14 protein-coding genes are annotated in these 12544 nt (G+C 54.2%); 4 read left to right on the forward strand and 10 right to left on the reverse strand.

Translation table 11 applies throughout. From position 1 onward, the window contains the following. Window positions 1-16: 16 nt before the first annotated feature. Together ompA and sulA are read right to left on the reverse strand one after the other, a co-directional pair. A complete protein-coding gene (gene ompA, locus ACB496_RS07555) occupies window positions 17-1072 on the reverse strand; it encodes a porin OmpA (RefSeq protein WP_107703919.1) in 1056 nt (351 codons plus the stop codon). Between the two features lie 356 nt (window positions 1073-1428). Next, window positions 1429-1938: an SOS-induced cell division inhibitor SulA gene (gene sulA / locus ACB496_RS07560; protein ID WP_181827581.1), complete on the reverse strand. Its 510-nt coding sequence runs from the start codon at window positions 1936-1938 to the stop codon at window positions 1429-1431. Window positions 1939-2156: 218 nt separating this feature from the next. Between sulA and ACB496_RS07565 the strand changes: the two genes are divergently transcribed. Next, the gene (locus ACB496_RS07565; RefSeq protein WP_100780904.1) at window positions 2157-2783 is read left to right on the forward strand and encodes a TfoX/Sxy family DNA transformation protein; all 627 of its coding nucleotides are present in this window, start codon (window positions 2157-2159) and stop codon (window positions 2781-2783) included. Here the strand turns inward: ACB496_RS07565 and yccS are convergent. Both yccS and ACB496_RS07575 read right to left on the reverse strand, forming a co-directional pair. Further along, a complete protein-coding gene (gene yccS, locus ACB496_RS07570; protein WP_100780682.1) occupies window positions 2740-4902 on the reverse strand; it encodes a YccS family putative transporter in 2163 nt (720 codons plus the stop codon). The two genes, ACB496_RS07565 and yccS, sit on opposite strands and share 44 nt — an antisense overlap. 19 nt (window positions 4903-4921) lie before the next feature. Beyond that, window positions 4922-5368, reverse strand: coding sequence for a YccF domain-containing protein (locus tag ACB496_RS07575; protein WP_100780681.1), 447 nt, complete (start codon window positions 5366-5368; stop codon window positions 4922-4924). A 123-nt stretch (window positions 5369-5491) separates the two neighbouring features. On the opposite strand from ACB496_RS07575, the gene helD reads away from it, so the two are divergent. Then, the gene (gene helD, locus ACB496_RS07580) at window positions 5492-7546 is read left to right on the forward strand and encodes a DNA helicase IV (RefSeq protein ID WP_371974871.1); all 2055 of its coding nucleotides are present in this window, start codon (window positions 5492-5494) and stop codon (window positions 7544-7546) included. 42 nt (window positions 7547-7588) lie between these two features. Here helD and mgsA read toward each other — a convergent pair whose 3' ends face one another. Both mgsA and csgI read right to left on the reverse strand, forming a co-directional pair. Beyond that, window positions 7589-8047 (reverse strand): methylglyoxal synthase, encoded by a 459-nt coding sequence (gene mgsA / locus ACB496_RS07585; protein WP_100780679.1) that lies wholly within the window; start codon window positions 8045-8047, stop codon window positions 7589-7591. Window positions 8048-8134: 87 nt separating this feature from the next. Continuing rightward, a complete protein-coding gene (gene csgI / locus ACB496_RS07590; RefSeq protein ID WP_100780678.1) occupies window positions 8135-8797 on the reverse strand; it encodes a curli synthesis inhibitor in 663 nt (220 codons plus the stop codon). Window positions 8798-8970: 173 nt separating this feature from the next. On the opposite strand from csgI, the gene ACB496_RS07595 reads away from it, so the two are divergent. Further along, window positions 8971-9384 (forward strand): CoA-binding protein, encoded by a 414-nt coding sequence (locus tag ACB496_RS07595; RefSeq protein ID WP_100780677.1) that lies wholly within the window; start codon window positions 8971-8973, stop codon window positions 9382-9384. 35 nt (window positions 9385-9419) lie between these two features. Here the strand turns inward: ACB496_RS07595 and hspQ are convergent, their stop codons facing one another. After that, on the reverse strand, window positions 9420-9737 hold the full coding sequence (gene hspQ / locus ACB496_RS07600) for a heat shock protein HspQ (RefSeq protein ID WP_100780676.1): 318 nt from the start codon (window positions 9735-9737) through the stop codon (window positions 9420-9422). Window positions 9738-9797: 60 nt separating this feature from the next. Beyond that, window positions 9798-10988: a 23S rRNA (cytosine(1962)-C(5))-methyltransferase RlmI gene (rlmI, locus tag ACB496_RS07605; RefSeq protein WP_268196487.1), complete on the reverse strand. Its 1191-nt coding sequence runs from the start codon at window positions 10986-10988 to the stop codon at window positions 9798-9800. Between the two features lie 94 nt (window positions 10989-11082). Here rlmI and yccX point away from each other — a divergent pair, with 94 nt between their 5' ends. Further along, the gene (yccX, locus tag ACB496_RS07610; RefSeq protein WP_100780674.1) at window positions 11083-11364 is read left to right on the forward strand and encodes an acylphosphatase; all 282 of its coding nucleotides are present in this window, start codon (window positions 11083-11085) and stop codon (window positions 11362-11364) included. Here the strand turns inward: yccX and tusE are convergent. Both tusE and yccA read right to left on the reverse strand, forming a co-directional pair. After that, the gene (tusE, locus tag ACB496_RS07615) at window positions 11361-11690 is read right to left on the reverse strand and encodes a sulfurtransferase TusE (protein WP_371975215.1); all 330 of its coding nucleotides are present in this window, start codon (window positions 11688-11690) and stop codon (window positions 11361-11363) included. The two genes, yccX and tusE, sit on opposite strands and share 4 nt — an antisense overlap. Before the next feature lie 87 nt (window positions 11691-11777). After that, window positions 11778-12437 (reverse strand): FtsH protease modulator YccA, encoded by a 660-nt coding sequence (gene yccA, locus ACB496_RS07620; RefSeq protein WP_100780672.1) that lies wholly within the window; start codon window positions 12435-12437, stop codon window positions 11778-11780. Between the last annotated feature and the right edge of the window lie 107 nt (window positions 12438-12544).

A 12544-nucleotide genomic window follows, 5' to 3' on the forward strand; every position in this document is an offset into this window, starting at 1 on the left:
TTTATAAGACGATAACTTATGCCGCAGGCTGAGTTACAACGTCTTTGATACCTTTAACTTCGATCTCAACGCGACGATCTGGTGCCAGGCAGTCGATCAGTGCAGCGCGAGCTTTCACGTTGTCACAGGTATTGCCAGTCACTGGGTTAGATTCGCCCATACCACGTGGGGAGATCTTGTTAGCTGGGATACCTTTAGATACCAGGTAATCAACTACAGACTGAGCACGTTTCTCGGACAGGTTCTGGTTGTATGCGTCAGAACCGATACGGTCGGTGAAGCCCAGAACAACTACAGAACCATCTTTAGGGTCGAGGTTGCTCAGCTGGGTGTACAGCTGATCCAGTGCCTGCTGACCTTCTGGTTTCAGAGTTGCTTTGTTGAAGTTGAACAGAACGTCAGACTTCAGAGTGAAGTGCTTGGTCTGTACTTCTGGAGCTGGAGCCGGAGCTGGAGCAACGATCGGAGCTGCATCTTCCTGCTGGCCGAAACGGTAGGAAACACCTACGCTCAGCATGCCGTTGTCAGGACGAACGCCAACGGTGTTACCGTCGCCGATGTTGTTAACCCACTGGTATTCCAGACGGGTAGCGATGTCACGGGTCATTGCCCACTCTACGCCACCAGCGAATACTGGAGAAACACCAGTGTCGTGGTCGTCGCCAGAACGGCTGTTGCTGGAGTCAGCGCGCCATACCATGCCGCCCAGACGAGTATAAACGTCCAGATCGTCAGTCACTGGGTAACCCAGTTTAGCGGTCAGCTGTACGCCTTGAGCTTTGAATGCGCCGTTAACGGTGTCGCCTTTGTATGGCATACGACCTAACCAGTCGTAACCCATTTCAAAGCCAACATACGGGTTAACCTGATAGCCACCAAACGCACCTGCACCGAGCTGGCTTTCGTGAGTTGGGCCATCGTTGTTCAGGGAGCTGTTGTACCAGCCAGTGTCGTGGAACTGAGACCAGCCCAGTTTGCCACCTGCATACCAGGTATTATCTTTCGGAGCGGCCTGCGCTACGGTAGCGAAGCCAGCCAGTGCCACTGCAATCGCGATAGCTGTCTTTTTCATTTTTTGCGCCTCGTTATCATCCAAAAATCGCCATGAAGATCTCGTCGAGAAATCACGGTTAAATCCTTCACCGGGGGGCGAGCTCAAACTAGTAACTCTACCGATATCTTCGGCTTAGACCGAGCACCCCTGGCGATGTAAAGTCTACAACGTAGTTGAAAACTTACAAGTGTGAACTCTGTCAGGCATATGAAAAAAAAAGTTCCGTATACAAAATATTTAACATTTTTTGCGAGTATTTTATGCAGTAAAATTAACGGAAACCGCGCCAGACAAGCGTTGTCGAAGTTTTTAGTCAGGGAACTATTTGCACTTACGACTGTCAAAAAAAGTTCCAGGAATACTCTTAAATTTACTCAATGATACAAATTAGAGTGAATTTTTAGCCCGGACAGGTGTCCTCTGCCGAGAGAATCAAGACGAATTGGGCGCATAATGAACCCGATCGCATCACCTTCTTCAGCAGCTTCAGCCAGACGAAAATGCTCTTCCTCCGTCAATTCCTCTGACAACCAACCAATTACCACACTGTAGTTTCCGGTGCGCAAAGCGCGAACCATCGAATCAACCGTATGACATGGCGAAACCAGGCTGCTTTGCATCATTTTGGTGAGCGGCAGACCCGCCGACTGCACCCATTCGCGGCTCAATTTCTGCTGCGGAGTTAGCCACAGCTGCCAGCGTGACTGCTGACCAAGTTGTTGTAAAAGCGGCAATAAAAGCAGCTGCGTCATCAAGGGCTGGTCTTCGCGATATACGATTTCACTGATCAAACCGGTAGACACACGCCCGGAGGTTTTCTGCGCGCCATTACCCGCGGAAGAAGAAAAAGAGGTTAAGCGATTTGCATAGTTTGAAGTGTGCATAATCATTCCAGCCCTGTAGTTACTGTATGAATATACAGTAACCCCTGTACGTCTAAAGATCAACCTCATTTTCGGAAAGCGTCTCGCAAAATTGGTTCGATATTGGCGTGTCCTGCAAAATAATCTTGCCGAGTGACAATAAGTTTTCTATTTTCCTGCTAACGGATCCGGTAGTAAGAAAAACACATCGTTAATGTTTGATTTATATGGTGAATATCATGAAAAAGATATCTTATGAACGGATCTATAAGTCCCAGGAATACCTCTCTCCGTTGGGTGAAATCCATCATCGTGCCCTTTTCGGTGGGTATACCCTGGCGGTGAATGAAGCCGTGTTTGCGATGGTCTCTGATGGCGAGCTTTACCTGCGTGCCTGTGAACAGAGCGCTCAGTACTGTGTAAAACAGTCCTCTTCATTTTTAACTCTGTTGAAACGGGGCAGGCCTGTGCTACTGAACTATTACCGGGTGGATGACGGGCTATGGCAGGACAGGGAAAGGCTATTGCAACTTTCCAGTTTTGCTCTTGAAGCCGCCCGTCAGGAGCGCTCTCTACGGCATCAGAGGCGGCGACTCAAAGATTTACCCAACCTGACGTTTCAAATTGAAGTGCTTCTCTGCGAAGCTGGCGTCACCAGTGAAACCATGCTGAGGGCGCTAGGGGCAGAGGAGTGCTGGCTGAAAATCAGGGCCAGAAATAAGAACCTGGGGATCAGAGTGTTGTTTGCGCTGGCAGGGGCAATAGAAGGAACGCATGAAGCTGCGCTCCCGACGGTCAGACGCCGGGAGCTAACGGAGTGGTTTAATGCGCTTCCTGTACTGCCGGATAGTCATTCCGATAGGTAGCAATCTGCTGCTGCAACCGGCAGATTTCGGGCAGAAGTGCAATGAGCAGACCGATTTGTTGGAGTATGAGTGGCGCCTTGTTATCCGTACCAGGATCGCAATGCGCAATGCGCTGGCTCAGTTCATCTATGGCACTCTGCACGCGCGGTTCGTCTGCGGGACGATGATGAAGAGCATCGTCAACGTAGCATACCGCGTCATCCAACAGTGCGAGGATGTTTGGATCGGTTAACTGCTCACGATGCGCGCCCAACGTTGAAATGTAACTGGTGAAGGTGTGGTTCAGACACAGCAGACGAAAGGCGACTTCCCGGATTTCTGCGGTAGCACGCGGCTCCGTTGACATGTTTGACACCACCGACGCCAGTTCTGCATCGCGGTTATGGGCGTCACGTCGGGCAATGCGATACGCCAGCCGATTATCGCGGCCCTGATGATATTGCTCAAGGATAGCATCCAGATAGCGACAGTTCGCATTCATGGCGAGATCCAGGGCGCGTGGCAGATTGCGAAAACGCCAGTCCGGCCAGATAAAACTGACCGCGGCCCAGGCGATCGCGCAGCCAATCAACGTATCGATGACGCGTGGCAGGGCGACTTCGAACCCTTCGCCCAGCAGGTTAAAGCACAGCAGCACCAGCAGGGTAATAAACATGGTGGCATGGGCATACTGAACATTACGGAAGGCGAAGAACAGCACGCCCGTAATGACTATCAGGATCAGTTGCCCTTCAACGGAAGGAACAAAGTACAGCACCGGTAGGCCGATTGCGACGCCGACCAGCGTGCCGATCACGCGTAGCGCCAGTCGATGGCGGGTGGCGTTATAGTTCGGCTGGCAAACAAACAGGCTGGTGAGCAAAATCCAGTAGCCGTGATGCAGGCCGGTTATCTGGATAAAGGCGTAACCGACGCACAGCACGGCAGACATTCTCACGGCATGGCGGAACAGCGCCGATTCCGGCGTGAAGTTGCGGCTTAACCGCAGCCACATGTCCGCGAAGCCGTGCGGACTGTCATCGGCAAGCTGATTTTCGACCTCACTACCCGGCACTGACAGCGCCTGTTCAGACTGAATAGTCGCGAGCTGCGCATCGATGGCGCGTAAATTGCTGAGCAAGAACCCCAGCGCTTTCATCTGTTCTGGCGATGTGCCGCTGGCCTGTACCCGGTCGAGTGCCGCATCAAGATGGCTGAACGCACGCTCGAAGCGAGGGTCATGCTGGTAGGGGGTTCGCAACAGAATCGATCGTGCAAGTTGCTGGCAGGCCTGAGACTGCATCGACAGCATCCGCTGGAAGCGGAACATCACGTCGCTATAGCGAAACTTCTCGCGCAGCGCGGCGTACTGGATATGTGATGAGCTGGCGCGCTCATGTATATCCTGGGCGACGAAGTAGTAATGCAGCGTTTGCCGCGTGCCGCGCTGGCCGCGATCGCCACGAAGACGCGTCAGCAGAGAGGCTTTGGTTTGATTCAGCGTGGTAACCAACTGGCCGTTAGCCAGCGCCAGATCGTAAAGCGGCGCCTGGCTCTCTTCTTCAATGTCAGGATCGAAGAGCCTGGATTTCAGTTCCAGGTAGTGCGCCAGCTGTTCATAGCTGCGGGCGAGATTATCCTGCAAGGGGCGAATCGGAAAGATAAGGTGCCCGGTTAAGGTCAGCAGGTTATACCAGATTGCGCCCACCAGCAGCAGCAGGGGCTGTTGGTACCACTGGTCGTAGAGGGAAACGCCCAACATGGTATAGATCGCAATCAGCAACGCGCCAAAGGCAATGGTGGCGTAGCGCTGTCCCAGCCCGCCCAGCAAAATAAAACCGCTGGTGGAGATCATCAGCCCAAGGGCAAACAGCCAGGGCCACGGGAAAAGTAGTTCTACAGACGCGGAGGCGATGAAAAAGCAGATCAGCGTAATCACCAGGTTACGCAGCCGCCCGGCCAGACGGTCGTCCAGATCGGCCAGTGCTCCGGCTACCACGCCCAGAGTGAGAGGGATCGTGAGTTTAATCTCACCCAGCCACCACGGCACGGCAGCCGCACCGCAAAGCGCGATAAAAATCCTGACGTTATAGAGCCAGGCACTGTTCCATGTGTATCTGCGAAGCAAAGGGCTTAGCATAAAGGCGGCGTATCCTTATTTACTGAAAACGACGACGGGCATTGGCTTCGCGTGCGGCCTGGGCGACCTCCACGGGAACCACGCGGCGACCGACGGGCCAGAGCGCAATCGCGGCAATCTTGAAGTTGGCGATACCGACCGGGATACCAATAATCGTAATACACTGGGTAATCCCGACTGCGATGTGCATCAGGCACAACCACCAGCCAAAGAAGATCAGCCATAAAATATTAAGCAGCGTGCCGCCCGTATTCATCAGCACACTTTTGCTGTCCGGGTTGAGTTCATCAACGTGAACCGCTTCATTGCCGTAGGGCACTAGCGAGAGTTTGGTGATCTCCCAGCACGAACGCGTCAGGGGAAGCGTGAAGATCAGCACGATGCTGACCAGGGTGGCGAAAAGCCAGGAAAGAGTGGTGGCAAAACCGCCAAGGACAAAATTCAAAATATTCAGAACAGTACGCATAAACCCTCACTTCCTTTCGATATGATTAAAGCCTGATGATTGTAACGTTTTTTTAGGCTGGAGCACCTGAAAACTGGCGGTTAAACTAATGAGCAAACTATCACTTCGTGGATCAGGCTGGACATGGAACTAAAAGCAACATCATTAGGCAAGCGCCTGGCGCAACATCCGTACGACAAGGTTGTCCTTCTTAACGCCGGGGTGAAAGTTTCCGGCGAACGCCACGAATATCTTATTCCATTCAATCAGTTGCTGGCCATTCACTGCAAGCGCGGCCTGGTGTGGGGCGAGCTGGAGTTCGTCCTGCCTGCCGATAAAGTCGTGCGTCTGCACGGTACGGAATGGGCTGAAACTCAGCGCTTTCATCATCATCTGAATTCCCTCTGGCAGCAGTGGAGCGCAGAGATGAGCCTGGTGGCCGAGCAGGTATTGCAGCAGGTTTTGGCGGATATCGCTCAGAGTCAGGAGCAAAAAAAGTGGCTGACCCGCGCCCAGACGGCGGGGATGCAGCAACGCATTCAGCAGGCGCTGACCGCGCTGCCACTGCCTGTTTCTCGTCTTGATGAGTTTGAAAATTGCCGTGAACCGTGGCGCAAATGTAAAGCATGGCTGACGGATATCGACCGAAGCCGACTGGCGCACAACCAGGCCTGGACGGATGAGATGCTGACCCAGCACGCTGAGTTTTTCAAAAATATCGAATCGTCGCCGCTAAATCCGGCTCAGGCGCGTGCGGTGGTGAACGGAGAACACTCGCTGCTGGTACTTGCGGGCGCGGGCAGCGGTAAGACCTCTGTGCTGGTGGCGCGAGCCGGATGGTTGCTCGCACGGGGTGAAGCAACGGCGGATCAGATTTTACTCCTGGCCTTTGGCCGCAAGGCGGCGCAGGAGATGGACGAACGCATTCAGGAACGTTTGCACACGCGTGATATCAGCGCGCGAACCTTCCATGCGCTGGCGCTGTATATTATCCAGCAGGGCAGCAAAAAAGTGCCGGTTATCAGTCAGCTGGAAAACGATACCCAGGCCAGGCTGTCGCTGTTTGTCACCACCTGGCAGCAGCAATGCAGTGAGAAAAAGGCGCAGGCAAAAGGGTGGCGGCAGTGGCTGGAAGAAGAGTTGAACTGGACTGTGCCGGAAGGCAGTTTCTGGCAGGATGAGAAACTGGCGCGCCGTCTCGGTTCGCGCCTCGATCGCTGGGTGAGCCTGATGCGCATGCACGGTGGCTCACAAGCGGAGATGATTGAGAATGCGCCAGAAGAGGTGCGGGCGCTGTTTTCCAAACGCGTCAAACTGCTGGCTCCGGTTCTCAAAGCCTGGAAATCAGCGCTGAAAGAAGAGAATGCTGTAGATTTCTCGGGGTTAATTCATCAGGCAATTATCATCCTCGAAAAAGGGCGTTTCGTGAGTCCGTGGAAGCATATTCTGGTGGACGAGTTTCAGGATATCTCCCCGCAGCGTGCGGCGCTGCTGGCGGCGCTGCGCGCACAAAACAAGCACACCTCACTCTTCGCGGTGGGCGATGACTGGCAGGCAATTTACCGCTTTAGCGGCGCACAGCTGTCGCTGACCACGGCGTTCCACCACTATTTTGGCGAGGGTGACCGCAGCGATCTCGACACCACGTACCGTTTTAACTCGCGCATCGGCGAAATCGCCAACCGCTTTATTCAGCAGAACCCCCATCAGCTGGTGAAACCGCTGAACAGCCTCTCCGCCGGGGATAAAAAAGCGGTGACGCTGTTGCCACAGGATCAGCTGGAACCCTTGCTGGATAAGATGAGTGGGTATGTCAAAGCCGATGAGCGGATTTTGGTGCTGGCGCGTTATCACCATCTGAAACCGGCGAACCTCGAGAAAGCCGCCACGCGCTGGCCTAAGCTCACGCTCGATTTCATGACCATCCATGCCAGCAAAGGGCAACAGGCAGATTACGTGATTGTACTTGGGCTGCAAGAGGGGAGTGACGGCTTCCCGGCACCGGCTCGGGAATCGGTGATGGAGCAGGCGCTGCTGCCTGTGGTAGAGGATTTCCCGGATGCAGAAGAGCGACGTCTTCTGTATGTGGCCATCACCCGCGCACGACATCGCGTCTGGCTGCTGTATAACAAAGACGAACCCTCACGCTTCGTGGAGATTCTGAAGAATATCGATGTGCCGGTGGCGAAGAAGCCTTAAGGATAAAAGCCGGGACAGGCGGAGCCGCCGCCCGGCAAACACTTACTTCAAGCGCTCAGCCAGATAGCGCGGATAATCCGGAATCAGGATCTCAATCGGCGCGTTGAACTGCGGTGACTCAATAATAAAGTCCGCAGTAGAGAGGTTAGTGGCGACCGGGATATTCCAGACGGTTGCCAGACGCAGCAAGGCCTTCACATCCGGATCGTGCGGTACCGCGTTCAGCGGGTCCCAGAAGAAAATCAGCACATCAATTTTCCCTTCCGAAATCTGCGCGCCCACCTGCTGGTCGCCGCCCATCGGGCCGCTCAGCATGGCGTTCACGTTCAGCCCGGTTTCACGTTGGATCAGATTACCGGTGGTGCCCGTTGCCGAAAGGGTGTGCTTTTCAAGCAACGCCTGGTGGCGCTGAACCCAGTTCAGCAGCATTTTTTTGCAGTGATCGTGCGCGACCAGAGCAATGTGTTTGCGCTCTGGCAGGGTACGTGTCGTCAGTTCCATAATCTCTTTCCGTCAGGTTCAGGTTAACTGGCTACACGATGACGGGAACCGCCTGAGGCTGCAAGAGAAAGGGCAAAAAAATGCGGCTTAAGACGAAGGTTGTTGCTTTGCCCATTGTAAAAATCGCGTGCGGGTGTCGGGATCGGCCTGCTGGAACCAGAATTTGAGGCGCTGCTCGGTAAGCGTCTGCGACTGCGGCGGAATAACGTCCAGCTCCGAAACGCCGGACAGCAGCGTGCTGTCATCCGCCATCATGGTAGCAAATTTCGGCAGTGACGCCGTTTTACCCGCTTTGTTATAGCGCTCCGTATCCGCTTCGTAATCCAGCCCCTTCGGCGTTTTGGTGAGGGCGAGAATATCCAGTTTCACCGGAATGGGCATCGCATCGCCGTCGAGCAATTCCAGTTTCGGTGCGGCCTCAAAAGCGTCGGACTCTTTTTCCGTTTCCAGCCGCGGTAGATTAAAATTAACCTGACTGATCTTCTGCGTGTTGAAGCTCACCACCAGCGGCGGGGAGATATAGAGACGTTGTTCGTGGTTGGAGAGGCGAATGTTTTTTTCGACGCGAAAGACGATCTGGTGCGGCCCGTTATCCAGCTCAATGCTGTCGGCACCGCGCAGGAGCGAGCTGGACACTTTTTTACCGTCCAGCACCAGCAGATCGATGTCGGTAGATAATCGCAGCGTCGTGGCATATACGCAGACCGGCATCAATAATGCAATCACAGCAGAGGCAATGCCGGTCTTCATAGGATGCTCCTGTCGAAAAGTCTTTCGTCGTAATAATGTATCTAAATTTTTCGATAAACACGTTTACTAACATATAGACATATTCCCGGGTTTTGCCCTCATACAGATGTATGGGATGAATGGTTGCCTGATGTGCTTTGACGTACACTTAAAAAAAAGCCAGGAGAAACATTATGAAAGAGAACGATATTGTCGGCATTCTGACCTCGACCCATACCATCGCGCTGGTGGGCGCCAGTGATAAACCCGATCGCCCGAGCTATCGGGTGATGAAATATCTTCTCGACCAGGGCTATCACGTCATCCCCGTTTCACCGAAGGTCGCGGGTAAAACTCTGCTGGGGCAGCAGGGGTACGCCACCCTTGCGGATGTGCCTGAAAAGGTGGATATGGTGGATGTGTTCCGTAACTCCGAGGCGGCCTGGGGTGTGGCGCAAGAGGCGATTGCTATTGGGGCGAAAACCCTGTGGATGCAGCTGGGCGTGATTAACGAACAGGCGGCCGTGCTGGCGCGTGATGCGGGATTAAACGTAGTGATGGATCGCTGCCCGGCGATTGATATTCCGCGTCTGGGTCTGGCGAAGTAATAAAAAAAGCCCGAGCGATTCGGGCTTTTTTAAGGTTAGTTCCGCAGGCGCGGGGCCTGGAGCTGTTTGCGGATGGTCTGGGCCAGTTCATCCATTGAAGGCTGCTCCGGATGTTCCTTTTGCAGCTCACTGCTTAACTGCGCTTCGGCGAGATAAGTGTGAACCGGCTGGCCATCGTCGTCTTCCATGACCACATGGTACCAGGGTGCGGCGCGAAGCTCGGCGTTTACCGCCAGCTCATCCGCTGACGGTTCATCAAGGGAGTATTCCGGGTCAATATCCACCACCACACCCAGATACCCTAACAGGGAGTGGCGCACCTGCTGGCCGATACCGTATTTGCTGGCAATCATAGTCACCTCCCGGGAAATGTTACTTACATCAGATGTATGGGCAACATTCCACTTTTCAAGCTACATGACGCGACAGGCAAACCCTTTCAGATACAGCCCTTCCGGGTAGGTAGCGATCACCGGATGATCGGCGGCCTGACGGAACTGCTCTATAAATTGTACATCACGGCCCGCATCTACAGCGGCATCTGCGATCAGTTTCTGAAATAAATCGGTGGTCATCAGGCCAGAGCAGGAGAAGGTCAGCAAAATGCCGCCTGGATTGAGCAGCTGAATGGCAAGCATGTTGATGTCTTTATAGCCACGGCAGGCGCCCATCAGCTGGCTTTTATTTTCCACGAACTTCGGCGGGTCCATCACGATGACATCGAATTTCTCCCCCTGATCGCGGTATTTGCGCAGCAGTTTGAATACGTCATCGCGGACAAATTCGGCTTTGCTCAGATCCAGCTTGTTCAGCTCAACGTTCTGTTTCGCCACGTCCAGCGCTTCCTGCGAGGTGTCGACGCTGACCACCTGGCTGCACCCGCCCATCAGTGCCGAAACGGCAAATCCGCCGGTGTAGGAGAAGCAGTTCAGCACGCGTTTATTCGCAACGTACTGACGCGTCGCCAGGCGGCTGTCGCGCTGATCGAGGTAATAGCCGGTTTTATGGCCACCCCGGATGTCGACGTACAGCTTCATACCATGCTCTTCAATAGGCAGCAGGGCAGGCGGCAGTTCACCGGTGACCGGACCTTGCGTCAGCTCCATCCCCTCTTTTTTACGCACCGCGACATCGCTGCGATCGTAAATAGCGCAGTCAGGGTAAAGGCCCTGCAGGGCACTGATTAACGCGGCGCGCTGATACTCTGCGCCCGCGCTCAGGAGCTGAAGCACCAGGAAGTTGCCGAAGCGGTCGATGGTCACGCCCGGCAGACCGTCGGACTCGCCGGCAATCAGTCGATAGCTGTCCAGCCCGTCACGTTTTGCCAGCCAGTCACGCCACTCCTGCGCCTGCTGTAAACGGCGGGTGAAGAAGGCGATGTCGATGGTTTCGTCTTTATCAAAGCTCCAGACACGCGCACGGATCTGTGAAGCAGGCGAGTATGCGCCGCGCGCTAACCATTTCCCCTGATGGTCAACAATATCGATGGTTTCACCGAGGCTGGCTTTCCCTTCCATGCGGGCAACGGCACCAGAAAACACCCAGGGATGACGGCGCAATAATGATTTCTCGCGCCCTTTGGCTAACACTAAACGTACACTCATAATTTGCTATTCTGTTGATTCAATGAATTGGCGGCCATTTTCCCGAGTTCAGTGGGGAAATGCAACGCGCCAGACAGGATTAAGGGGAACGATGATGTCAAAAGTCTGCACAATCGCCTGGGTTCACGGCACCGTTCAGGGCGTCGGGTTTCGCTACAGTACGCAGCGCGAAGCGTTACAGCTTGGGCTGACGGGCTATGCGCGCAATATGGATGACGGCAGCGTGGAGGTGGTGGCCTGTGGCGACGCTGAGCAAGTCGAAAAACTGGTCGCCTGGCTGAAAGCGGGCGGGCCACGCAGCGCGCGGGTTGAAAAGGTATTAACCGAACCGCATCAACCCGGCCGCGACTATGTGGATTTCGGTATTCGCTATTAAATACACTTCACGGGCTTGGGCAAACCGGCGATTTTGGTCGCCTGTTTGGCTGGCCCTTTCGGGAACAGGCGATACAGATAGCGGCTATTGCCTTTCTCTTCGCCAAACTTGTTAGCCATTGCCTTCACCAGCATACGGATGGCAGGAGAGGTGTTGAATTCCAGATAGAAGTCGCGCACAAAGCGCACCACTTCCCAGTGCTCCGGCGTCAGGGTAATTGCCTCTTTCTCAGCAATCACCTCGGCAAGGCCTTCGCACCACTGACTGCTCTCTTTCAGATAGCCGTCGTTATCGGTTTCTATCTCTTTACCTTCAAAGCTCAACATAGTCATTCACACGTCAATCGAAAACCCGCGCAGTGTACCAAAAAACAAAGCCCCGCATAAGCGGGGCTTGATTCGACGCACTGTCTGTTAATCGCGGCTGGCGAAGCCCAGGATGCTCAACAGGCTGACGAAGATGTTGTACAGCGACACATACAGGCTCACGGTAGCACGAATGTAGTTCGTTTCGCCGCCATGAATGATGTTGCTGGTTTCATACAGGATCGCCCCGGAGGAGATCAGGATGAACACCGCGCTAATCGCCAGGTGCAGGGCAGGCAGCTGCAGGAAGATGTTTGCCACCATGCCGACCAGTACAATCACGATACCCGCCATCAGCATTCCGCCGAGGAAAGACATGTCTTTACGGGTCGTCAGGACGTAAGCGGAGCAGCAGAAGAACACCAGTGCCGTACCACCCAGCGCCATGCCAATCACATCACCCATGCCCGCAGACAGATAGGCGTTGAGGATTGGCCCCAGGATATAACCCAGGAAGCCGGTGAAAGCGAACGCAGACAGAATACCAATCGGTTTGTCAGCGGTTTTATAGGTCAGGAACATCAGACCATACATGCCCACCAGCGTCAGAATCAGGCCCGGAGACGGCAGCATCAGCACGGTGCTGGCCGTTGCGGTAATGGCGGAAAACGCCAGGGTCAAGCTGAGCATGAAATAGGTATTGCGCAGCACTTTGTGGGTGCTGAGTAGCGATGTGCGGTCGCGTGAAGAACTAATAATACGATCCATGAGTCACTCTCTTATGACAGATGTAATTAACGGCAAGAATAAGAAAGGTCTTGCCAGTTACAAAGTGGTTTTACCCATCTTTACTCAGCACCTTAGGGCCTGCGCTG

Origin of the sequence: Lelliottia nimipressuralis, from assembly GCF_041464075.1 — a bacterium.
In the GTDB taxonomy this organism is placed as follows: Bacteria; Pseudomonadota; Gammaproteobacteria; order Enterobacterales; family Enterobacteriaceae; genus Enterobacter; species Enterobacter nimipressuralis.

Excerpts from the sequence above, each read along its gene's own strand:
- ACB496_RS07575 (WP_100780681.1), bottom strand. The coding sequence starts at position 5,368 with ATGCGTACTGTTCTGAATATTTTGAATTTTGTCCTTGGCGGTTTTGCC.
- yccA (WP_100780672.1), bottom strand. The coding sequence starts at position 12,437 with ATGGATCGTATTATTAGTTCTTCACGCGACCGCACATCGCTACTCAGC.
- csgI (WP_100780678.1), bottom strand. The coding sequence starts at position 8,797 with ATGAAGACCGGCATTGCCTCTGCTGTGATTGCATTATTGATGCCGGTC.
- ACB496_RS07565 (WP_100780904.1), top strand. The coding sequence starts at position 2,157 with ATGAAAAAGATATCTTATGAACGGATCTATAAGTCCCAGGAATACCTC.
- yccS (WP_100780682.1), bottom strand. The coding sequence starts at position 4,902 with ATGCTAAGCCCTTTGCTTCGCAGATACACATGGAACAGTGCCTGGCTC.
- mgsA (WP_100780679.1), bottom strand. The coding sequence starts at position 8,047 with ATGGAACTGACGACACGTACCCTGCCAGAGCGCAAACACATTGCTCTG.
- yccX (WP_100780674.1), top strand. The coding sequence starts at position 11,083 with ATGTCAAAAGTCTGCACAATCGCCTGGGTTCACGGCACCGTTCAGGGC.
- ompA (WP_107703919.1), bottom strand. The coding sequence starts at position 1,072 with ATGAAAAAGACAGCTATCGCGATTGCAGTGGCACTGGCTGGCTTCGCT.
- helD (WP_371974871.1), top strand. The coding sequence starts at position 5,492 with ATGGAACTAAAAGCAACATCATTAGGCAAGCGCCTGGCGCAACATCCG.
- tusE (WP_371975215.1), bottom strand. The coding sequence starts at position 11,690 with ATGTTGAGCTTTGAAGGTAAAGAGATAGAAACCGATAACGACGGCTAT.
- sulA (WP_181827581.1), bottom strand. The coding sequence starts at position 1,938 with ATGCACACTTCAAACTATGCAAATCGCTTAACCTCTTTTTCTTCTTCC.
- rlmI (WP_268196487.1), bottom strand. The coding sequence starts at position 10,988 with ATGAGTGTACGTTTAGTGTTAGCCAAAGGGCGCGAGAAATCATTATTG.
- ACB496_RS07595 (WP_100780677.1), top strand. The coding sequence starts at position 8,971 with ATGAAAGAGAACGATATTGTCGGCATTCTGACCTCGACCCATACCATC.
- hspQ (WP_100780676.1), bottom strand. The coding sequence starts at position 9,737 with ATGATTGCCAGCAAATACGGTATCGGCCAGCAGGTGCGCCACTCCCTG.